Source organism: Streptomyces sp. NPDC003720, assembly GCF_042875075.1.
Taxonomy (GTDB): Bacteria; Actinomycetota; Actinomycetes; order Streptomycetales; family Streptomycetaceae; genus Streptomyces.
Map to the genome: position 1 here is coordinate 432,882 of NZ_JBIANZ010000007.1, position 20,797 is coordinate 453,678.

General features: G+C 72.2%; 16 protein-coding genes, 1 tRNA gene and 1 pseudogene. 6 read left to right on the plus strand and 12 right to left on the minus strand.

Annotated features, from left to right (window positions below; all coding sequences use genetic code 11):
* Positions 1-40 precede the first annotated feature (40 nt).
* From ACFYU0_RS21840 to ACFYU0_RS21875, 8 genes and pseudogenes are all read right to left on the minus strand, one after another.
* Positions 41-756 (minus strand): annotated as a pseudogene (locus ACFYU0_RS21840) (LPXTG cell wall anchor domain-containing protein).
* A 135-nt stretch (positions 757-891) separates the two neighbouring features.
* Positions 892-1,395, minus strand: a complete 504-nt coding sequence (locus ACFYU0_RS21845) for a hypothetical protein (RefSeq protein WP_389303524.1) — start codon at positions 1,393-1,395, stop codon at positions 892-894.
* Positions 1,396-1,447: 52 nt separating this feature from the next.
* Positions 1,448-2,050, minus strand: coding sequence for an aminoacyl-tRNA hydrolase (pth, locus tag ACFYU0_RS21850; RefSeq protein ID WP_351664808.1), 603 nt, complete (start codon positions 2,048-2,050; stop codon positions 1,448-1,450).
* Between the two features lie 70 nt (positions 2,051-2,120).
* Positions 2,121-2,720 (minus strand): 50S ribosomal protein L25/general stress protein Ctc, encoded by a 600-nt coding sequence (locus ACFYU0_RS21855; protein WP_351664806.1) that lies wholly within the window; start codon positions 2,718-2,720, stop codon positions 2,121-2,123.
* A gap of 204 nt (positions 2,721-2,924) precedes the next feature.
* On the minus strand, positions 2,925-3,905 hold the full coding sequence (locus tag ACFYU0_RS21860; protein ID WP_351664804.1) for a ribose-phosphate diphosphokinase: 981 nt from the start codon (positions 3,903-3,905) through the stop codon (positions 2,925-2,927).
* A gap of 141 nt (positions 3,906-4,046) precedes the next feature.
* The gene (gene glmU, locus ACFYU0_RS21865; RefSeq protein WP_351664802.1) at positions 4,047-5,495 is read right to left on the minus strand and encodes a bifunctional UDP-N-acetylglucosamine diphosphorylase/glucosamine-1-phosphate N-acetyltransferase GlmU; all 1,449 of its coding nucleotides are present in this window, start codon (positions 5,493-5,495) and stop codon (positions 4,047-4,049) included.
* A gap of 115 nt (positions 5,496-5,610) precedes the next feature.
* Positions 5,611-5,683 (minus strand) — tRNA-Gln (locus ACFYU0_RS21870).
* An 8-nt stretch (positions 5,684-5,691) separates the two neighbouring features.
* Positions 5,692-6,582 carry a hypothetical protein gene (locus ACFYU0_RS21875; RefSeq protein ID WP_389303528.1) on the minus strand — a complete coding sequence of 297 codons (891 nt, stop codon included), beginning with the start codon at positions 6,580-6,582 and terminating at the stop codon, positions 5,692-5,694.
* A gap of 166 nt (positions 6,583-6,748) precedes the next feature.
* On the opposite strand from ACFYU0_RS21875, the gene ACFYU0_RS21880 reads away from it, so the two are divergent.
* Positions 6,749-8,050 carry a sensor histidine kinase gene (locus ACFYU0_RS21880; protein ID WP_389303529.1) on the plus strand — a complete coding sequence of 434 codons (1,302 nt, stop codon included), beginning with the start codon at positions 6,749-6,751 and terminating at the stop codon, positions 8,048-8,050.
* 67 nt (positions 8,051-8,117) lie between these two features.
* Here ACFYU0_RS21880 and ACFYU0_RS21885 read toward each other — a convergent pair whose 3' ends face one another.
* Positions 8,118-8,612, minus strand: coding sequence for an SUKH-3 domain-containing protein (locus ACFYU0_RS21885; RefSeq protein ID WP_389303532.1), 495 nt, complete (start codon positions 8,610-8,612; stop codon positions 8,118-8,120).
* Positions 8,613-8,691: 79 nt separating this feature from the next.
* Complete coding sequence (locus ACFYU0_RS21890; RefSeq protein WP_389303535.1) at positions 8,692-9,204, minus strand: YwqJ-related putative deaminase; 513 nt, start codon at positions 9,202-9,204, stop codon at positions 8,692-8,694.
* Positions 9,205-9,468: 264 nt separating this feature from the next.
* Here ACFYU0_RS21890 and ACFYU0_RS21895 point away from each other — a divergent pair, with 264 nt between their 5' ends.
* The 3 genes from ACFYU0_RS21895 (at position 9,469) to ACFYU0_RS21905 (ending at position 14,460) form a co-directional block, all read left to right on the plus strand.
* Positions 9,469-10,494: an SMI1/KNR4 family protein gene (locus ACFYU0_RS21895; protein WP_389303537.1), complete on the plus strand. Its 1,026-nt coding sequence runs from the start codon at positions 9,469-9,471 to the stop codon at positions 10,492-10,494.
* A 10-nt stretch (positions 10,495-10,504) separates the two neighbouring features.
* On the plus strand, positions 10,505-13,321 hold the full coding sequence (locus tag ACFYU0_RS21900; protein WP_389303540.1) for an SUKH-4 family immunity protein: 2,817 nt from the start codon (positions 10,505-10,507) through the stop codon (positions 13,319-13,321).
* A gap of 203 nt (positions 13,322-13,524) precedes the next feature.
* A complete protein-coding gene (locus tag ACFYU0_RS21905; RefSeq protein WP_351664788.1) occupies positions 13,525-14,460 on the plus strand; it encodes a cellulose-binding protein in 936 nt (311 codons plus the stop codon).
* A 30-nt stretch (positions 14,461-14,490) separates the two neighbouring features.
* On the opposite strand, the gene ACFYU0_RS21910 is transcribed toward ACFYU0_RS21905, so the two are convergent.
* Positions 14,491-16,071, minus strand: a complete 1,581-nt coding sequence (locus ACFYU0_RS21910) for a cation acetate symporter (protein WP_389303638.1) — start codon at positions 16,069-16,071, stop codon at positions 14,491-14,493.
* Between the two features lie 53 nt (positions 16,072-16,124).
* Positions 16,125-16,532: a DUF485 domain-containing protein gene (locus ACFYU0_RS21915; RefSeq protein WP_389303543.1), complete on the minus strand. Its 408-nt coding sequence runs from the start codon at positions 16,530-16,532 to the stop codon at positions 16,125-16,127.
* A 602-nt stretch (positions 16,533-17,134) separates the two neighbouring features.
* Between ACFYU0_RS21915 and ACFYU0_RS21920 the strand changes: the two genes are divergently transcribed.
* A complete protein-coding gene (locus ACFYU0_RS21920; RefSeq protein ID WP_351664784.1) occupies positions 17,135-17,923 on the plus strand; it encodes an ABC transporter ATP-binding protein in 789 nt (262 codons plus the stop codon).
* Positions 17,920-20,502 (plus strand): FtsX-like permease family protein, encoded by a 2,583-nt coding sequence (locus ACFYU0_RS21925; RefSeq protein WP_351664782.1) that lies wholly within the window; start codon positions 17,920-17,922, stop codon positions 20,500-20,502. The genes ACFYU0_RS21920 and ACFYU0_RS21925 overlap by 4 nt, the downstream gene beginning before the upstream one ends.
* Positions 20,503-20,797: the final 295 nt, after the last annotated feature.

The following is a 20,797-nucleotide window of genomic DNA, read 5'->3' on the forward strand; positions in this document are numbered from 1 at the left end:
GTCGCACGACCGCGGGGGCACCCGTCCGTCTACGCCGGCCTCAGCCGCGCAGCGCCCGCCGGCGCCGGGCCACCAGGAAGCCGCCCGCGCCGACCAGCACCGCGGCACCGGCCGACAGCAGCCCCACCGGAGCACCGTTGCCCGTCTCCGCCAGGTCACCGCCGCCCTGGGCGGACGGCGACGAGGACACCGCCGGGGAGGCGAACCGGACGCCGGCGCACCCGGCACCGAGCCGGACGAGGACGACGGCGACGCGGCGGACGAGGAACCCGGCGACGCGGTCGAGGAGCCCGGCGCCGAAGCGGACGGCGACGCCGAACCGGACGGCGCGCCCGCGCCCCCCTCGGAACCGGCGCAGTCCGTCCAGAACACCTTGTGCTTCGCCGCGCCCTTCTCGCCCTCGAAGTTCCAGAACAGCTTGTAGTGACCGTCCGGCAGCGACAGGTCGTCCGTGCGGCCGTGACCGCCGGTGTCCAGCGTGAGGGCGCCGGACTTCACCGTCTCGCCCTTCACGGACGCCGTCGGCGCCCAGGCCTCGGTGTGCCAGTCGACCCGCTGCACGCCGTCGAAGCCGAAGGCGTCCAGGTAGAACGTGCACACGTGCGGCTCGTTGCGGCGCAGCTCCTCGCCGGTGCGGGCATCGTGGATCTTGACGGTGCCGTTGTCGCCGGGAGCGGCGTGGGCGGCGGCGGGGACGGCGAACAGCGCCGCCGAGGCGACGGCGGTCAGAACGCCGACGCGGGTGGGGGTGGGCATAGGGCAGTCCATCTACGCGACAGGGACGGGAAGATGTGGAGGGGGCGGTTCAGCTTCCGGCCCGGCCCGGGGTCGGTCAATCACGAACAGACAACACACAGGGCCCCTACACATGTGAAGAACGCCCCAACCCCGTCACAGCGCCACGAACGCCGCCGTCAGCAGCGCCGCACCCGCCCCGGCCAGCGCCCACGCCGGCCGGGTCCGCCGCATCCCGCCCGCCACCACGACCGACGCCAGCAGCAGCCCCCCGCCGAACGGCACCCACGCGTACAGCACACCCGCGGGACCCGACCGCACCGCCTCGGCCGACCCCGGCTTCAGCACCACGTCGTACGTCCGCCCCGCGCGCACCGCGACCGACCGCTCGATCTTCACGCGCGCGTGCGCACCGGCCCCCGCGGAGGCCGGCGTGAACGGACCGGAGCAGACGTCCCCCGCGCAGTCCGCCACCCGGACCGTGCCCCGCTCCCGCCCCTTGGTCAGCATCACGTGCTGCGCGGTCCCCCAGGAACCCCACACCCCCGCGAACAGGATCAGCGCGGCGAGGACACCCGTCGACGCGACCCGCCCGAACCGCAGCGCGGTCACGGAGGCCTGGCGGGCGGTGGTGGCTGAGGCAGGCATGGCGGGGATCATTGGCCATACCCCTACTGCCGGTCAACTCCGGTGGGAGCCAAGACCGGACAAGTCAGGAGTTGTAAGCGCTCTGCGCCCGCTCCAGACCCTCCGTCACCAGGCACTCCACCGAATCCGCCGCCCGGTCCACGAAGTAGTCCAGCTCCTTGCGCTCCGACGACGAGAAGTCCTTCAGCACGAAGTCCGCCACCTGCATCCGCCCCGGCGGCCGGCCGATCCCGAACCGCACCCGGTGGTAGTCCGCGCCCATCGCCTTCGTCATCGACTTCAGACCGTTGTGCCCGTTGTCCCCGCCGCCCAGCTTCAGCCGCAGCACGCCGTAGTCGATGTCCAGCTCGTCGTGCACCGCGACGACGTTCGCCGGCGGCACCTTGTAGAAGTCCCGCAACGCGTTCACCGGCCCACCCGACAGGTTCATGAACGACATCGGCTTCGCCAGGATCACCCGGCGGCTCGCCGGCCCCACCGGACCGATCCGCCCCTCCAGCACCTGCGCCTGCGCCTTGCCCGCCCGCTTGAACTTCCCCCCGATCCGCCCGGCGAGCAGGTCCACCACCATGAAACCGACGTTGTGCCGGTTCATGGCGTACTCCGGCCCGGGATTACCGAGCCCCACGATCAGCCAGGGGGCGCCTGCGGGAGTGCTCACGTCCATGTCTCCTTGATACGCGCCAGCCGCCGTCCCCCACGGGGAACAGCGGCTGACGAAACGACGACTACGAGGATCAGGCCTCGGCGACCTCTTCGGCGCCCTCGGTCTCCTCGCCCTCCGGGGCCTCCTCGGCCTGCGCGGCCAGGACCTGCAGGACGACCGCGTCCTCATCGACGGCCAGGGTCACGCCGGACGGCAGGGTGATGTCCTTGGCGTGGATGGAGGCGCCGGCCTCCAGGCCCTCGACGGAGACGGTGACGGCCTCGGGGATGTGCGTGGCCTCGGCCTCGACCGGAAGCGCGTTCAGCACGTGCTCGAGCAGGTTGCCGCCCGGGGCCAGCTCGCCCTCGGTCTGCACCGGGATCTCGACCGTGACCTTCTCGCCGCGCTTGACCAGCAGCAGGTCGACGTGCTCCAGGAAGCCCTTGATCGGGTCGCGCTGCACGGACTTCGGGATCGCCAGCTCGTTGGTCTTGCCGTCGATGTCCAGCGAGATCAGGACGTTCGGCGTGCGCAGCGCCAGCAGCAGCTCGTGGCCCGGAAGGGTCAGGTGCAGCGGGTCGGAGCCGTGACCGTAGAGAACGGCGGGAACCTTGTCCTCACGGCGGATACGACGGGCGGCACCCTTGCCGAACTCGCTGCGCGTGGCGGCGGTGAGCTTGACCTCGGACATGTTGATCACTCCTCGGAAACAGAGACGGACGTGGTCACCCGGCCACGAACGGCCTGCTACGAAGAGCGCGTCGATAACGGATCGCCGTACCCCGTGGAAACGGGAACGGCCTCCCTCGCCGAGCAACTGCAGCAGTCTACTCGGCAGGGGAGGCCGCCTCCAAAAGGATCTTCAGCTAGCCCGCGAAGGCGAACTGCAGAAACCTCACTGCTCGTCGAAGAGGCTGGTCACCGACCCGTCCTCGAACACCTCACGCACCGCGCTCGCGATCGTCGGAGCGATCGACAGAACCTTGATCTTGTCCAGGTCCCCCGCCAGCTCACCCGGCGTCGGCAGCGTGTTCGTGAACACGAACTCACTCACCCGCGAGTTCTTCAGCCGGTCCGCCGCCGGACCCGACAGCACACCGTGCGTAGCCGTCACGATGACGTCCTCCGCACCATGCGCGAACAGCGCGTCCGCCGCGGCGCAGATCGTGCCACCCGTGTCGATCATGTCGTCCACCAGGACGCAGATCCGGCCCTTCACATCACCGACGACCTCGTGCACCGTGACCTGGTTCGCCACGTCCTTGTCCCGCCGCTTGTGCACGATCGCCAGCGGCGCGCCCAGCCGGTCGCACCAGCGGTCCGCCACCCGCACCCGGCCGGCGTCCGGCGACACGACCGTCAGCTTCTGCCGGTCCACCTTGCCGCCCACGTAGTCCGCCAGCAGCGGCAGCGCGAACAGGTGGTCCACCGGACCGTCGAAGAAGCCCTGGATCTGGTCCGTGTGCAGATCCACGGTCAGGATCCGGTCCGCGCCCGCGGTCTTCATCAGATCCGCGATCAGACGCGCCGAGATCGGTTCACGGCCCCGGTGCTTCTTGTCCTGCCGCGCGTAACCGTAGAACGGCACGATCACCGTGATCGAACGGGCCGACGCGCGCTTCAACGCGTCGATCATGATCAGCTGCTCCATGATCCACTTGTTGATCGGCGCCGTGTGGCTCTGGATCAGGAAGCAGTCGGCGCCACGCGCCGACTCCTGGTAACGGACGTAGATCTCGCCGTTGGCGAAGTCGAAGGCCTTCGTCGGGACGACCCCGACACCCAGCTGCTGGGCGACCTCCTCGGCAAGCTCGGGGTGGGCGCGGCCGGAGAAGAACATCATCTTCTTCTCGCCGGTCGTCTTGATCCCGGTCACAGCACAGTCTCCTCAGAGGTCTCTAAAAGCCAGCCGGCTGCCCAAGCCACCACTCGGCTGGGCGCGAGAGGCCGAATCAGCTGGTAGGGGTGCGGATGTCCACTTATCACGGTACGCCGTGTTCGGCGCACCCGTTTCCCGTCAGTCCTCGTCAGCGCCCTGCCGGGACGCCGCCTCGGCCGCCTTCGCGGCCGCGCTCCCAGGACGCTTGCGAGCCACCCAACCCTCGATATTCCGCTGCTGACCACGGGCCACGGCCAGCGAACCGGGCGGCACATCCTTCGTGATCACGGACCCGGCGGCGGTGTAAGCACCGTCCCCGACCGTGACAGGAGCCACAAACATGTTGTCCGACCCCGTCTTGCAGTGCGAGCCGACGGTCGTGTGGTGCTTGCTCTCCCCGTCGTAGTTCACGAACACACTCGCCGCACCGATGTTGGAGAAATCACCGATCGTCGCGTCACCCACGTACGACAGATGCGGAACCTTCGTCCCCTCACCGATCGACGAGTTCTTCGTCTCCACGTACGTACCGATCTTGGCCTTCGCACCGAGACGCGTACCCGGCCGCAGATACGCGTACGGCCCCACGGACGCCCCCGCGCCGATCCGCGCGCCGTCCGACACCGTGTTGTCCACCCGCGCCCCCGCACCCACCCGGGTGTCGTTGAGCCGGCTGTTCGGACCCACCTCGGCACCCTCGCCGATCAGCGTCGCACCCGACAGCAGCGTGTTCGGATACACCACCGAGTCCCGCTCGAACGTCACCGTCACGTCCACCCACGTCGACGCCGGATCCACCACCGTCACACCGTCCAGCATCGCCCGCGTCAGCAGACGGTCGTTCAGAATCCGGCGCGCCTCCGCGAGCTGCACCCGGTTGTTGATCCCCGCGATCTCCCGGTGATCACCGGCCACCGACGCACCGACCCGGTGCCCCGCCTCACGCAGGATCCCGAGCACGTCCGTCAGGTACTCCTCGCCCTGGCTGTTGTTCGTCCGCACCTTCTTCAGCGCGTCCGCCAGCAGCCGCCCGTCGAACGCGAACACCCCGCTGTTGATCTCGCGGATCGACCGCTGCGCGTCCGACGCGTCCTTGTGCTCCACGATCGCCGTCACCGCGCCCGACGCCTCGTCGCGCACGATCCGGCCGTAACCGGTCGCGTCCGGGACCTCCGCGGTCAGCACCGTCACGGCGTTGCCGTCGGCGGCGTGCGTCTCCGCGAGCCGCCGCAGCGTGTCCGCGGTCAGCAGCGGAGTGTCCCCGCACACCACGACCACGGTCCCGTCGACCGGGCCGCCCAGCTCCTCGAGACCCATCCGCACCGCGTGCCCGGTGCCGTTCTGCTGCTCCTGCACGGCCGTGCGGACGCCGGGGTCGATCTCACCGAGGTGCGCGGCGACCTGCTCACGGGCGTGCCCCACGACGACGACCAGGTTCGCCGGATCCAACTCACGGGAGGCGGCCAGCACATGGCCCACGAGGGAACGACCGCAGATCTGGTGCAGGACCTTCGGTGTGGCCGACTTCATACGGGTGCCCTCACCCGCTGCGAGAACGACGACGGCTGCCGGGCGAATGGCGCTCACGGGGTTGCCCTTCGGCTCTGGATGGGTGGGGGTGACAGCCGCAGGATACCGGGGCGCGTTGTGGCGGATATGAGTGCGGGCCCTGACGGTACTGTCAGGGCCCGCACCGGAGCGGCTCCGCCAGCTGGATTCGAACCAGCACTACAGGGCTTCAAAGGCCCGCGGGCTACCAGTTACCCCATGGCGGATGGCTGCGTCAGACCTTACCCGAGGAGGGCGGCGCCGTGATCCCTGAGACGCCGTCCACGATGCCTCTCCACCAGCCGTCGATGCGACGGTACAGCTCTGCCCCCTGCAGAACATTGATCACAAGACAGCCCCGGTAGTCCTCCCCGACGTTCTTGCGGACGGTCTTCGGGTTGTGCTTCTTGATGGTCGTCCGCTGGAAGGTGTCGGCTTCCACGCCTACGAGGTCGGCCCAGTACCGCTTGGCGCCCCCGACGTCACCCGTCGCGTGGATCATGAGACGGCAGCGGAGCCGGCTGCGCTCCACGCCCAGCAGATCCAGCCAGGCGAGGTAGACCCGGATCACGCCGGGATCACTGTTCACGAACTGCACGTTCTCGCGCCGTGCGTAGGGCTTGTCCTTACCGCCCTCTGCCCAGTAAAGGGCGACGCCCGTCATGAAGAGCTCCCGATCGGTCAGCGCGCCGATCTCGCTCCTGGCGGCCGCTTTGGTCTTCTGCCGTTCCTTGTCACGTACTGCCAGCTCGTGTTCCCAGCGTTTCTGAGCGGCCAGCTTCGCCTGTTCGGACGGGTCCCGCCGTTCCGGCCTCGGCAGGTCCCGCACCCATAGCGACACCGAGCTCTTCGAGCACCCCAGCGCGACCTGGATCCGGTCGTACGTCCACCCCTTCAGGCGCAGTTCCCGGGCCCTCTCCCGGAGGTCGTCCTTGGCGTTGGGGCGTTTCGTCCATTCCGGGGGCGGTTCGCCCTTGACGAGCCGGTTGAGGATGTCGTTGTTGAAGACCTTCAGCTCGTCCCGGATCTGCCGGAGGCTGTACCCCTCCCGCCGCAGCGCGACCGCTCGCTTCCGCAACGTTTCGAAGTCCTCGTACCTGCTGCTCTTGCCGGGTGAATGTGTCATACGCATACCGTCCGGGCGGAATGATCGGGTCCGGGGTCGAACGGATGGGCTTCAGCTGTTCGAGGGATTTCGGGGGGATCAGGTGTCATTCGATTACGGAGTGTGGTGTGCGGCGGTAGGCGAAAGTCACCGGAAATGGCATGGCCGCCGCCCGTAGGCTGGGGGCATGACCACGACGGGGGAAGAGCACACCAGGGCCCTGACCGGCCCGTGGTGGTGGGCCAGGTGGCGCAGTGCGGTGCTCGACGGGAGTCTCGCGCTGGTGTCGGCCGTGGAGTGCGGGGCGGAGGGGATTCCGTTCGCCCGGGACGCGGGTGTCCCGGTGTCGGTGGGGATCGTGTTCGGGTTGATCGCCGGCTCGGTCCTGCTGGTGCGCAGGAAGTGGCCGATCGCCGTCGTGCTGGTCGCGATCGCGATCACGCCGGCCCAGATGGGCTTCCTGATGGGCATCGTCGGCCTGTACACGCTGGCGGCGTGCGAGCTGCCGCGGCGGATCATCGTGGCGCTGGCGGGGATGTCGCTGGTGGGCACGATGGTCGTGACGTTCGTGCGGGTGCGGCAGGACATGGCGCGGGGTGATCTGACGCTGGGCGACTGGTTCGTGCCGTTCGCCTCGATCACGACCTCGCTGGGTCTGACGGCGCCGCCGGTGCTGCTCGGTCTGTACGTGGGCGCGCGGCGCCGGTTGATGGAGAGCCTGCGGGAGCGGGCGGACTCGCTGGAGCGGGAGCTGCAGTTGCTCGCGGAGCGGGCGGAGGAGCGGGCCGAGTGGGCGCGCAACGAGGAGCGGACGCGGATCGCCCGTGAGATGCACGACGTGGTCGCGCACCGGGTGAGTCTGATGGTGGTGCATGCGGCGGCGTTGCAGGCGGTGGCGCGGAAGGACCCGGAGAAGGCGGTGAAGAACGCCGCGCTGGTGGGCGACATGGGGCGTCAGGCGCTGACGGAGCTGCGGGAGATGCTCGGGGTGCTGCGGGCCGGGGAGGACGCGGGGCGGCGGGCGGCGGCGGTGCCGCTGGCCGCGGTGGGGGCGGCCGTGGCGCGGGCGGCTTCGAAGGCGGCCGAGGAGGAGGGGCCGTGTCTGTCGGAGCTGGAGGAGCTGGTGGGGCAGTCGGCCGCGGCGGGGATGGTGGTCGATCTGTCGGTGGAGGGGGAGGTGCGGTCGTATGCGGCGGAGGTGGAGCAGACGGCGTACCGGGTGGTGCAGGAGGCGCTGACGAACGTGCACAAGCACGCGGGGGGCGCGAAGACGTACGTGCGGCTCGCGCATCGGGTCGGGGAGATCGCGATGCAGGTGGAGAACGGTCCGCCGCCGGAGCCGGGTTCCGCGTCGGCGGCGGGGTTGCCGTCGGGCGGCAACGGTCTGGTGGGGATGCGGGAGCGGGTGCTGGCGCTGGGGGGCGTGTTCGTGTCGGGGCCGACGGATGTGGGGGGTTTCCGGGTGTCGGCGGTGATCCCGGCGGTGTGAGGGGCGCGGTCGCCGCGGTGTGACGGGCGCCGCCGTTGCCGACCGGGCCGGTCGGTGCCGAGTGGGGTCAGGCGGTGGTGAGGCGGGCGGGTATGGCGCCGGTGACGAGGGTCGTCAGGGCCTGGTCGATGTCGGGGCCGAGGTACCAGTCGCCGGTGTGGTCGAGGGCGTAGACGCGGCCTTCGGCGTCGATGGCGAGGAGGGCGGAGGTGTCGGTCTCCTCGCCGAGGGGGCTGACCTCGGTGCCGAGGGCGCGGCCGAGGTCGCCGAGGGTGCGGGCGAGGTGGAGGCCGTGCAGGGGGTCGAGGTGCACGGTCGCGGGGGCGACCTGGCGGCCGGGCCCGGTGGGGGCGATGCGCAGTCCGCCGAACTCGGCCCAGGCCTCGACGGCCGCGGGGAAGACGGTGTGCTCGTGTCCGGCGGGTGAGGTGTGCTCGCGCAGGGTGTCGGCCCAGTACTCCGCTTGCTTTATGTCCCAGCGCCCGGGCTGCCAGCCGGCGGCGCGCAGGGCGGCGTCGACGGGGACGGGGAAGCGGGTGGTAGAGGTGCGGTCGGGGTGCATCTGCCCTTCGATCGTCGTGCGTGCTGTGCGGGTGGTGCGGGGCGTTCCGGTGGGTCCCGCCGTGCGGGGTGGGGTGGGTTCAGTCGCCGGCGGTGGGGTCGACGACGCGGACGCCGAAGTGGGCGCTCAGGGCGGTGCAGGCGCGGCATGGGGTGGCGAAGTTCCCGTGGAGGGGGTCGCCGTCCTCGCGTATGCGGCGGGTGGTGAGCTTGGCCTGCTTGAGGACTTTGCGGGCTTCGCCGTTGGTCATGGGCTTGCGGGCGGCGCGTTTGCTGCGGGCGGCGTCGGCGGCGGTGATGTGCCGGGAGATGAGGATGGTCTCGGCGCAGCGGCCGGTGAAGCGGTCGCGCTGAGTGCTGGTGAGGGTGTCGAGGAAGTCCTGTACGAGGGGGTGCAGGACCGGTGGCTGGTCGCCGCGGGCGGCGGTGCCGGTGAGGGTGGTGCCGCGTACGGAGAGGGCGGCGGCGATGGTGGGGAGGATGCCGTCGCGGCGGTGGTGGAGGGTGGGGGCGGCGGGCGCGGGGGTGCCGCTCCAGCCGATGCGCGGGTCGCCGGCCCGCACGTCGGCGCCTCCGGTCTGCGTCGCGTTCATGTGCGTTTTCCCTCCCCGGGGGTGCCCCCGAAGGACACAGAGTGCCAAATGCCGTGGCTCGTCGGGAAGCTGGGGCGGCGCGACACGCCCGGGTCGGGTGGTGCCGTCACGTTGGGGTGACGGCTGGTCACGGAAGTGGGGGCGGGATGTGGCGGGGGTGGGGCGGCGGGCCGGTGACCGGTGTGCGCGTACCGCTTAGGCTGTCGGCATCCGCGATCGACACCGCCGTTCAGGCCAGAGAGAACGCCTCAGGGGGCAACCGCCATGACGACAGGTCGGCTCGGGCTGGGGGCACCGCCCAGCCGCCAGGCCGGGGGACAAGCCGCGCCGCCGAACGCGGCCTATGCCGGGCAGGTCGTGCACTTCCCGGATCCGGTCCGGGCGGCACGTCACCCGAGAGGGGTACGGGTCGATGAGCATGGTTACCCGGATTTCTCGGCGTACGCGCGCGCGGCGGCGGAGATCGCCGATCCGCCGGAGGGTTTCGGGGTCGACGAGCTGCGGCTGACGGACTACGTGTCGGCGAACGCGGCGTTGGCGGCGACGGAGCACGAGTTGTGGGACACGGTGCCGGATGTGGCGACGCCGCACGGCTGGACGTGGCACCACGTGGTGGGTTCGCGGCGGCTGGAGTTGGTGCCGGTCGAGGTGAAGGCGCTGCTGCGGCATCACGGCGGGGTGGCGACGACCCGGGTGGATCACGGCAAGCGCGGTACGCGGCCGTTGCAGGAGACGCGTCCGGCGCACTTCGGGCTGCCGAAGTCGGGTGTGGCGGTGACGGAGTCGCAGGTGCAGGGCGTCGAGGAGGAGCTGGGGTACCGCCTGCCGGGCGCGTACCGGTCGTTCCTCAAGGCGGCCGGCGGTTGTGCGCCGGTGGGCGCCGCGCTGGACGCCGAGCTGGGGCTGCTGCTGGACCAGCCGTTCTTCACGGTGCGGGACGAGGCCGCGGTCAACGACCTGGTGTACGTCAACAAGTGCCTGCGCGACCACCTGACGAAGGATTACCTGGGCGTCTGTTTCGTGCAGGGTGGTCTGCTCGCGGTGAAGGTGCGCGGCGAGCGGGTGGGTTCGGTGTGGTTCTGCGCGTACGACGACGTGCGGGACGTGGACGCGTCGTGGTCGCCGGCGGAGCGGGTGGAGCGGTTGCTGCTGCCGTGCGGTGACGACTTCGACGCGTTCCTGTCGCGGCTGGCGGGCGATCCGCCGGAGTTGGAGACGGTGGCGAGCCTGATGGTGGACGGCGGTTTCGCGCGTGCCGTTCCGGTGTCGTCCGTGCCGGTGGGGGAGTGAGCTGCGAGCGATGGTGACCTTTGCGCAGGCGCAGGAGCGCGCTGAGGAGTGGATCAACGGGGACGTGCCCGCGTACCAGCATCGTGAGGTGCGGGTGCGGGAGTTCGAGCTGGGCTTCGTGGTGTGGGGCGAGGACCGTGCCGAGGGGCCGCGGTCGGACGCGGGCGGGCAGCGGCTCGTCATCGCCCGGGACAGCGGCGAGGCGACGCTGTGGCCGGCGCTGCCGGTGGGCGAGGTGATCCGCCGGTACGAGGAGGAGTACGGGCGGGTCGACGAGGTGCGGGACGCGGTGCCGGCGCAGGCTCCGGCCCGGGTGGACCTGAACCAGACGTCGTTCCTGCTGAGTCCGCCGGAGTGGTTGCAGGAGGCGGCGGACAAGCTGGGCATCCCGGATCGCCGTTCGGGGGAGTCCTCGGGGGCCGCGGCCGCCGCGGACTCCGGTGCTGCCGCCGCCGGTTCGGGCGGGGGCGGCGGGGCGCTCGCCGAGACGCAGGCCGGGGTGCCGGCGGCGGGGCCCTCGGACGCGGTGCCGGGCACGCCGGCCGCGGGGCCGGGCTCCGGGAGCGGTGCCTCGTGGCCGGCCGCCGGTGCGGGCGCCACACCGGGCGCGGGGCCGGCCGGGGCGCCGGGTGGGCCCGCGGGCGGGCCGGTCGCGCCCGGTGCGCCTGGTGTGCCGGGTGCGCCGGAGGCTCCCGCGGGGGCCACGCCGTGGGCGGGTACGGACACCAACGCGGATTCCGGCGAGGATCGTTCGGTGCCGTTGCCGGCGACCGTGTTCGCGCCGCCGCTGAGCGACTCGGACGGCGACGCGCCCCGGCCGCCGGCCGCCGCGCCGGACGCCAAGACGGCGCTGATGTCCGGGGGCAGCGCGCTGCCGTCCACGGCGGTGGCGCCGGCGCTGGACTCGCAGGGCGGGCCGGGTGCGCCGGGCGCCCCCGGCACCCCGCCCGCCGCGCCGGGTGTGCCGGGCGCCACGCCTCCGCCGCCCGCGGGTGTGCCGTCCTACGGCCATCCGCAGCCCCCGGCGGCACCGGGCACGCCGCCGCCGGCCGGGCCGGGCGCGACTCCGCCGCCTCCGGGCGCGGCGCCTCCCGGTGCGCCGACGTACGGCTATCCGCCGGCGCCGGGTGCGGTGCCGGACGCGCCGCAGCCGCCGGCCGGTGGCGAGCGGCCGCTCGCGCCGAACGCCGGGGACATCGCGGACGCGGCGACGAGCAAGGCGGCGCCGCCGCCGCGCAAGCCGCGCGCCGGGCTGGGCGCGCCGCCTCCGCTGCCGGGCGCCCCGGGTACGCCGGGCGCCCGTCCGGGCAGTGCGCCCCCGCCGCCCGCGCCGGGCGCTCCCGGCGCGCCCGCGGGCGGGTACGTGCCGACGCAGCTCGTGTCGTCGCTCGGCCCGGAGGGCCCCGGTGCTCCGGGTGCTCCTCAGCCGCCCGGTGCGCCGGGTACGCCGCCGGGCGACGCTCCCCACGCGGCCACGGTGCTGGCCGCCCCGGGCATGCCGATGCCTCCCGCTCCCGGCGCCCCGCAGCCTCCGGGCGCTCCCGGCGCGCCCGCCGCTCCCGGTGCCCCGGGCGGTGGCCGTGGTGCGGTGCACCACGCGGAGACCGTGCTGGCGGCGCCGCCCGTGGGCGGTCCGGCAGCGCCGCCGCCCCCGCCGCCCGTGCCCGGCCCGCCCGGGATGCCGCCGGGCGCCCCCGGCGTTCCGGCGCCGATGGCCCCGCCGCCGCAGCCGCAGCCGCAGCCGCACTCGCAGCCGATGCCGCCTGGTGCGATGCCGCCGCCGGGTGCGATGCCGCCGCCGAGTGGTCCGCTGCCGGGGCAGCCGCCGGCGTACGGCTATCCGCAGCAGGGGCAGCCGACGGTGGGTCCGGGGTACCAGGCGGTGCTGCGCTACCGCGCGCAGGACGGTTCGGAGCAGCAGCTGATCCGGCGTTCGGCGCCGGGCACGCCGCATCCGGAGTGGCAGATCTTCCATGAGCTGCGGGCGATGAACGTGCCGCCGGACCAGGTGCTGGAGCTGCACACGGAGCTGGAGTCGTGCGAGCTGCCGGGGGCGTACTGCGCGCGGATGATCCGGGAGCAGTGGCCGCAGGCGCGGATCACGAGCATCGCGCCGTACGGCACCGACCACGCGAGCCGGCAGCAGGGCATGCGGCAGTTGCTGGCGCACCAGGGTGAGCTGCACCAGGTCGCCGACGGTCCGGCGCGGCCCGCGCCGGTGCGGGCGCCGCTGCCGCCGGTGCCGCCGGCGCCGCCCGTCCCGCCGGAGGCGATCGCGCAGGAGCTGGCGGCGGCGTTCGGGCCGGGTGTCTTCCGGTTCGAGCAGCAGGCCGTGTCGCGGCAGGGTGTGCCGCCGGTCGTGGCGCACACGCTGGTGGTGGCCGGGCTTCCGGTGGACCTGGGGCCGTTCTTCTGGGCGCAGGCCCAGCCGGGCCGTCCGGTGCCGACGCTGGCGGAGCTGGCGGTGGAGCGCGGGGTGCAGCCGGCGCCGGACGCGGGGTCGTACCTGGTGATGGGCACGGACTTCGGCCGGGCGGTGTGTGTGCAGTACGGGACGGCGAACATCGTGGCCGTTCCGGTGGAGGCCGGGCCGGGCGGTGCTCCGGTGCCGCCGCAGTTCGTGAACACCGGCCTGCCGGAGTTCGCGCGGTGCCTGGCGCTGCTGGGTCGGATGTGGCGGCTGAGGCACGGGCTGAACCAGGAGCAGGCGGGCCGCTGGACGGTGGACTTCCAGGCGCAGCTTGCCGCGCTGGACCCGGCGGCGCTGGGGTCGCCGGAGAGCTGGTGGTCGGTGCTGCTGGAGCAGATGTGGGACGGGCTGTTGTAGCCCGCGCCCGCTGAGGCCCGCTCCTCTCGTGCCCTTCACGCGTGTGCGTGGAGGGCACGATTTTTTTCTCGGGCGCGTCGCCGGGGGCGATTTCGACCGTGACATCTCTGCGGAGTGTCGTGTTATGAACACTAAGGCCCGGTCTAGCAGGATATGCGCTAAATCATTATGTCGTGTATGTCCGGCGGAGAGGGGCTCCCAGGGTGAGCAGCGCATCGGCGACGCCGTACGGCATCGAGACCGTCCGGGGGCGCGGCTACCGCCCCGACCAGGTCGACGCGTACCTGGAGGCGCTGTCGCAGGACCGGGACGCCGCATGGGAGCGCGCCGCGCGGCTGACCGTGCTCGCCAAGGACATGGAGGCGGAGGCGGCGCGGCTGCGGGAGGCGGTCGGGGAACTGGTGCCGCAGACGTACGAGTCGCTGGGGGAGCGCGCGGCGCAGCTGTACCGACTGGTGCTGCGGGAGGCGGAGGAGGTCCGGGAGGAGGCGCGGCGGGCGGCGCAGGAGGAGATCGCGGAGGCCGAGGCGTACGCCCTGGACGTGCACCAGGCGGCCCGGGAGGCGGCGGACGCGTCGCGCGCCGAGGCAGTGGAGCACGCCCGCCGGCTCGTGCTCGCCGCGCGCGCCGAGGCCGACGAGCTGCGGATCGGCGCGCGGCGCGGGGTGAAGGAGCGGCGCGGGGAGGCGCTCGCCGCGCTGCGCGAGGTGCGCGAGCGCATCGACGGACTCGCCGCCGAGCAGGCGGCGGAGCAGGCGGAGCGGCTGGCGGCCGTGGAGCGTGAGGAGGCCGAGCGGCTGGTCGCGCTGGAGGCCTGTCAGGCCGAGCGGATCGCCGCCGCCGAGGCCCGGGTCGCCGAGGCGGAGCGGGCGCTCGTCGAGGCCGAGGAGGCCGCGCGCCGCTGTGAGGAGCAGGCGCGGGTGCGTGCCGTCGAGATCGTCGACGAGGCGCACACGGAGGAGAAGCGCATCGCCCAGGAGACCGAGCGGGTGCTGCGCGAGCACAGCGAGATGTGGGACGAGGTCCAGACGCACATGGACTCCGTGCGCAACAGCCTGATCACCCTGACCGGGAGGGTGGAGCAGGAGCAGGGGGTGCCGTCCGGGTCGGGGCTGCGTGAGCCGGAGGACACCCCCTGACGGGGCGAAGGCGTGCGTTGCCGCGTCGGGTCAGTCGCCCCTGCGGACCGCGCCCGCCAGGATCCAGCCCTCCACCGCCTCGTACTGGCGCCGCTGCTCCTCCGCCTTGCGGCGGCCGGAGACGACCGTGCCCAGCCAGCCGAAGAGGAAGCCGGCCGGAATGGAGACGATGCCGGTCGTGGTGAACGGGAACCAGTTGAAGTCGGCGCCGGGGAAGGCCGAGAAGGGCGAACCGGAGACGAGGTTGGTGCCCGGCATGAGCAGCAGCACGGTCAGCGAACCGCCGAGCAGGGTGCCCATCAGCCCGGCGCGGGTGTAGCGGCGCCAGAAGAGGCTGTAGACGAGGGCGGGGGCGAGCGCGGAGGCGCCGAGGCAGAAGGAGAGCGTCACCAGCGGCTGCAGGCTGTGGTGCTGCACCAGGGTGGCCAGCAGGATCGTGGGCACGCCGATGGCGAGCGCGGAGAAGCGGGCCAGGGCCATCTCCCGGCGGGCCGGCATCTCCTGCACCCGGGCGGCGAACACGTCGTGGGCCAGGGAGTTGGCGCAGGCGAGGATCATCCCGGCGACCGAGGCGAGCAGGGTCAGGAAGAGCGCCGTGGTGACCAGGGTGAACAGGAAGCTCTCCGTGGTTGAGACGTCCACGCCGAACGCCGCCCGCGAGCCCAGCAGGTAGGCGGTGTTGCCCTGCTGGTCGGCGGCCGCGATCGCCGAGCGGCCGACGAGGGCCGTGGCGCCGAACCCGACCACCGTGATGACCAGCACGAACAGTGCCACGAGCGACACCGCCCAGGACAGTGAGCGGCGCACCTGGCGGGCGCTGGAGGCGGTGTACATGCGCATGGTGACGTGGGGCAGGCAGGCCCCGCCGAGGACGATGGTCAGCTCGGAGGAGATCATGTCCAGGCGGGCGTTCGAATGCCCGGCGAACTGCAGCCCGGAGTGCAGGAAGGCGGGTCCCGCGCCGCTCTGCGCCGCGGCCGCCTGGAAGAGGGCGCCCGGGTCCCAGTCGAAGCGGTGCAGGATCAGTACGGCGACGACGGCGCCGGAGCCGACCAGCATCACGATCTTGAGGATCTGGATGAGCGCGGTGCCCTTCATGCCGCCGATCGCGGCGTAGGCGATCATCAGGGCGCCGAGTCCCATGACGCAGCCGGTCTTCAGGGACTCGTTGGAGAAGCCGAGGATGAAGGCGATGAGCTGTCCGGTGCCGGCGAGCTGCACCAGCATCAGCGGCAGCAGCGAGGCGATCGTCACCACGCAGGCCGTGATCCGCACGGCGCGGCCCGGCATCCGGCGGGCCAGCGCGTCGCCCATGGTGAACCGGCCGGCGTTGCGCAGCGGTTCGGCCAGCAGGAACATCAGCAGCAGCAGGGAAAGGGCGGTGCTGAGGGCGAGCACGACACCGTCGTAGCCGCACAGGGCGATCACTCCGCCGGTGCCGAGGACGGTGGCCGCGGAGATGTAGTCCCCGGCGATGGCCAGGCCGTTGCGCAGCGGGGACAGGGTGCCGTAGCCGGTGTAGAACTCGTCGAGGTCGTCGCGGTCCGGGCCGGTCATCACGCACAGCAGCAGGGTGAGGGTGGCCACGGCGGAGAACGCGACCAGCGACATGGCCTGGGCGGAGCCGCTGAAGCCGGAGACGTCCGGCGGGAGGGCGCGGGCGGTCACCGGATCGCCCCCCGCCGCGCGTCCAGTTCGGCCTCCTGGCGGATGCGGTCGGCGAGCGGGTCGACATGGCGGCGCGCGGTGTGCTCGTACAGGGCGATCGCCAGCCAGGTGACCGGGAGTTGGAGCAGGGCGAGCAGCAGGCCGGCCGGGACGCCGTCGGCGAGGTCCCGCGTCATGACGTGCGGGGCGTACGCGGACAGCACGAGGAACAGCGTGAAGTAGCCGAGTGCGGTGAGGGTGGCGGTGCGGCGCTGCCAGCGGTAGGCGCCGCGCAGCATGCGCAGGTCGCTGTGGTGCCCGAGGGGTTCGTGGGCCGGGGCGCGGTGCGTGCGCGGCGGTTCGGGGGGCGCCGGCTGCCAGGGGTAGGTGGGGTAGGTCGGGGAGGGCGGCGGGTCGTAGGACATCCCGGGGCTCCTTGCGTGGCTCGGGTCCGTGGCGGCGGACCGCAGGGAGGTAGGGCTTGGGGAAGCGGGTCACGCACGCTACTCGCGGGGCCACGGCCGCGCGTGCTTTTCACCGAACTGGCCGGTCGGTATGCGCTTACTCCACCGAACCGTGTCCCGCCCGTGTTGTTACCCGCGTTAACCAGGGCGTTCGCGAGGCGGCGCCCGCGTTCGGGGCGCCGTGAAGTCACCGCGCGGCCGCGGCACTTGCACCTGACGCGACGGGAGGGTGGAGCCTTTCCGGGGCCGAGGGTGGAGCCGGAGCCGGGCGGGTCTCCACCCGACGGTGGACGACCCCTAGGGGTATCTCCGTACTCAGGGTCGGGGAGGGTTCGTCCCGCCGGAGGACGAGAAAGCCCCACCGCCGTCCTTAACCTGGCTTTACGCCGCTGGGGGGCGGCTGACCGAACCGGCGGGGGTGGGGTTTTCCCCCGCACGACTGGGGGCTTCGCACCAGCGCGCGGCACGCCCGCCGCACGCCAGACTCGGCGTCGTACCCGGAACAGGCGCACCGGAACACCGGACGCACCCACCGACCTGTCGACCGACAGAGGAGACATACCGTGACATCGGCTGTGACCATTCCCAGGCACGGGGGCACTGGAGGGCCTACGGCCGTCGCCGCGCGGGCCCGGCAGGTCGTCAAGGCGTACGGGTCCGGCGAGACCCGCGTCGTCGCGCTGGACCACGTCGACGTGGACATCGCCCGCGGCCAGTTCACCGCGATCATGGGCCCCTCGGGGTCCGGCAAGTCCACCCTCATGCACTGCCTCGCCGGCCTGGACACGGTGACGAGCGGTCAGATCTACCTGGACGAGACCGAGATCACCGGCCTGAAGGACAAGAAGCTCACCAAGCTGCGCCGGGACCGCATCGGCTTCATCTTCCAGGCGTTCAACCTGCTGCCCACGCTGAACGCGCTCGAGAACATCACGCTCCCCATGGACATCGCCGGCCGCAAGCCCGACCGGGCGTGGCTGGACCGGGTCGTGGAGACCGTCGGGCTGGCCGGCCGGCTCAAGCACCGGCCCACCCAGCTCTCCGGCGGCCAGCAGCAGCGCGTCGCGGTGGCCCGCGCGCTCGCCGCCCGCCCGGAGATCATCTTCGGCGACGAGCCCACCGGAAACCTCGACTCGCGCGCGGGCGCCGAGGTGCTGGGCTTCCTGCGCCGCTCCGTGACGGAGCTCGGGCAGACCATCGTGATGGTCACCCACGACCCCGTGGCCGCCTCCTACGCCGACCGCGTGCTCTACCTCGCCGACGGCCGGATCGTCGACGAGATGCACCAGCCGACGGCCGAGCAGGTCCTGGACCGCATGAAGGACTTCGACGCCCGGGGGCGCACGTCATGACCGTGCTGAGAACCTCGATGCGCAACTTCCTCGCCCACAAGGGCCGGATGGCGCTGTCGGCGATCGCGGTGCTGCTGTCGGTGGCCTTCGTCTGCGGGACGCTGGTGTTCACGGACACCATGAACACGACGTTCGACAACCTGTTCCAGGCGACGTCGTCCGACGTGCAGGTCAGCGCCAAGGACTCGTCCGACACCGGCGAGACCACCTCGAACACCGGCAAGCCGCCCGTGATGCCGGCCTCCGTGGTCGGCGAGGTGCGCGGCGCGCGGGGTGTCGGCGCGGCCGAGGGAACGGTCTTCTCCACCTCGGTGACCGTGGTCGACCAGGACCTCGACAAGCTCTCGCCCACCAGCGGCGCCCCGACCATCGTCGGAAGCTGGAACGGCAACGACGCCCGCACCATGAAGATCACCTCGGGTGCGGCCCCCAAGGGGCCCGGCCAGGTCATGGTGGACGCGGACACGGTCAAGAAGCACCACCTGAAGATCGGTGACGAGATCGGCATCATCACCGTCGTCGGCACCCACCACGCGCGCGTGTCCGGCATCGCCGCCTTCACCGTCACCAACCCCGGTGCGGCGATCTTCTACCTGGACACGGAGACCGCCCAGCGGACCCTGGTCGGCCGGACCGGCGTGTACACCAACGTCAACGTCACCGCCGCCAAGGGCGTCACCGACGTCCAGCTGAAGAAGAACGTGGTCACCGCACTCGGGCGCGGCTACCGGGTGCAGACGGCCAAGGAGGTCGCCGACGCCAACCAGAAGCAGGTCCAGAGCTTCCTGAACGTCATGAAGTACGCGATGCTCGGCTTCGCCGGGATCGCCTTCCTGGTCGGCATCTTCCTGATCATCAACACCTTCTCCATGCTGGTCGCCCAGCGCACCCGCGAGATCGGTCTGATGCGGGCCATCGGCTCCTCCCGCAAGCAGGTCAACCGGTCGGTGCTCATCGAGGCCCTGCTGCTCGGCGTGATCGGCTCCGTGCTCGGCGTCGCGGCGGGCGTCGGGATCGCCGTCGGCCTGATGAAGCTCATGGGCCAGATCGGCATGCACCTGTCCACCGACGACCTGACCGTCGCCTGGACCACCCCGGCGCTCGGCCTGCTCCTCGGCGTCGTCGTCACCGTCCTCGCGGCCTACCTGCCCGCTCGGCGCGCCGGCAAGGTCTCGCCGATGGCCGCGCTGCGCGACGCGCACGCCCCGGCCGACGCCAAGGCCGGGATCGTCCGGGCCGTCGTCGGCCTGGTCCTGACCGGCGCGGGCACCGCGAGCCTGTTCGCGGCCGCCGCCTCCGACCAGGCCAAGGGCGGCTCCGGCTGGCTGGGGCTCGGCGTGGTGCTCACCCTCATCGGCTTCGTCGTCATCGGCCCGCTGCTCGCCGGCGGCCTGGTCCGCGTCCTCGGCATGGTCATACTGCGGGTCTTCGGCCCGGTCGGCCGGATGGCCGAGCGCAACGCGCTGCGCAACCCGCGCCGCACCGGCGCAACCGGCGCCGCGCTGATGATCGGCCTGGCACTGGTGGCCTGCCTGTCGGTGGTCGGCTCCTCCATGGTGGCCTCCGCCACCGACCAGCTCGACAAGACCGTCGGCACGGACTTCATCATCCAGAACGACAACCAGGGCGGGCTCATCAACCCGCAGTCCGTACGGGCCGTGAAGGACACCCCGGGCCTGGAGCGGGTCACCGAGTACAAGCTCGTGGACGCGGCCCTGACCACCCCGGACGGCAAGGTCTCCAAGAAGGAGACGATCAACGCGGCCGATCCGACCTACGCGCAGGACCTGCGCACCAAGACGGTCGCCGGCACGCTCGCCGACGCCTACCGGCCCGACTCGATGTCCGTCTTCGAGGGGTTCGCCGAGAAGCACGGCATCAAGGTCGGCTCCAAGGTCGCCGTCGACTTCAAGAACGGTTCGACGGCCAGGCTGACGGTCCGCGCGATCACCAGCGACGAGGCCGTCGTCGACAAGGGCGCCATGTACGTGTCCATCCCGACGGTCGCGAAGTACGTGCCCGCCGACCGGATGCCGCTGGACATGCTGGTGTTCGCCACCGCCAAGGACGGGCAGCAGGACGCGGCCTACAAGGCGCTGAAGGCGGCCCTGCACAGCGACCCGAGCCTGACGGTCCGCGACCAGACCGACTACAAGCAGGCGCTGAAGGACCAGATCGGCCAGCTGCTCAACATGATCTACGGCCTGCTGGCGCTCGCGATCATCGTCGCCGTCCTCGGTGTGGTGAACACCCTGGCGCTGTCGGTGGTCGAGCGGACCAGGGAGATCGGCCTCATGCGGGCCATCGGCCTCTCCCGCCGCCAGCTGCGCCGCATGATCCGCCTGGAGTCCGTGGTGATCGCGGTCTTCGGCGCCCTGCTCGGCCTGGGCCTGGGCATGGGCTGGGGCGCGACCGCGCAGAAGCTCCTGGCGCTGGAGGGCCTGAAGGTCCTGGAGATCCCCTGGCCGACGATCATCACGGTCTTCGTCGCCTCGGCCTTCGTGGGCCTGTTCGCCGCCCTGATCCCGGCGTTCCGGGCGGGCCGGATGAACGTCCTGAACGCCATCGCGACCGAATAGCGGCCCCGGACGGGGGAGACGGGGCACGGGGGCCGGCGCCGAGAAGTCACGGGGGACTTCTCGGCGCCGGGTGTTCTCATGCGGGGGCGCTTCCCACGTCGTACTTTCTGGAGCCGGTCGTTCCGCTGATGCCCGTCAGGCCCCCGAGCCGGGCCCGGGCGGCGATCACGCGGTGGAACACGAGCCGGCGCCGGGTCCCTCCAGCGCGCCGGCGTGTTCACTCCGCCGGGTGACGGGAGCCCGGGCGACGTACCCTGGAAACCCCCGGCCCGCCCCGCGTGTCGGGTGGTTCGCG

Bases quoted from the DNA above. Each gene is read 5' to 3' on its own strand.
- ACFYU0_RS21845 (WP_389303524.1), bottom strand. From the start codon at position 1,395: ATGATCCCCGCCATGCCTGCCTCAGCCACCACCGCCCGCCAGGCCTCC.
- pth (WP_351664808.1), bottom strand. From the start codon at position 2,050: ATGGACGTGAGCACTCCCGCAGGCGCCCCCTGGCTGATCGTGGGGCTC.
- ACFYU0_RS21855 (WP_351664806.1), bottom strand. From the start codon at position 2,720: ATGTCCGAGGTCAAGCTCACCGCCGCCACGCGCAGCGAGTTCGGCAAG.
- ACFYU0_RS21875 (WP_389303528.1), bottom strand. From the start codon at position 6,582: ATGACACATTCACCCGGCAAGAGCAGCAGGTACGAGGACTTCGAAACG.
- ACFYU0_RS21880 (WP_389303529.1), top strand. From the start codon at position 6,749: ATGACCACGACGGGGGAAGAGCACACCAGGGCCCTGACCGGCCCGTGG.
- ACFYU0_RS21885 (WP_389303532.1), bottom strand. From the start codon at position 8,612: ATGCACCCCGACCGCACCTCTACCACCCGCTTCCCCGTCCCCGTCGAC.
- ACFYU0_RS21890 (WP_389303535.1), bottom strand. From the start codon at position 9,204: ATGAACGCGACGCAGACCGGAGGCGCCGACGTGCGGGCCGGCGACCCG.
- ACFYU0_RS21895 (WP_389303537.1), top strand. From the start codon at position 9,469: ATGACGACAGGTCGGCTCGGGCTGGGGGCACCGCCCAGCCGCCAGGCC.
- ACFYU0_RS21900 (WP_389303540.1), top strand. From the start codon at position 10,505: ATGGTGACCTTTGCGCAGGCGCAGGAGCGCGCTGAGGAGTGGATCAAC.
- ACFYU0_RS21910 (WP_389303638.1), bottom strand. From the start codon at position 16,071: ATGTCGCTGGTCGCGTTCTCCGCCGTGGCCACCCTCACCCTGCTGCTG.
- ACFYU0_RS21915 (WP_389303543.1), bottom strand. From the start codon at position 16,532: ATGTCCTACGACCCGCCGCCCTCCCCGACCTACCCCACCTACCCCTGG.
- ACFYU0_RS21925 (WP_351664782.1), top strand. From the start codon at position 17,920: ATGACCGTGCTGAGAACCTCGATGCGCAACTTCCTCGCCCACAAGGGC.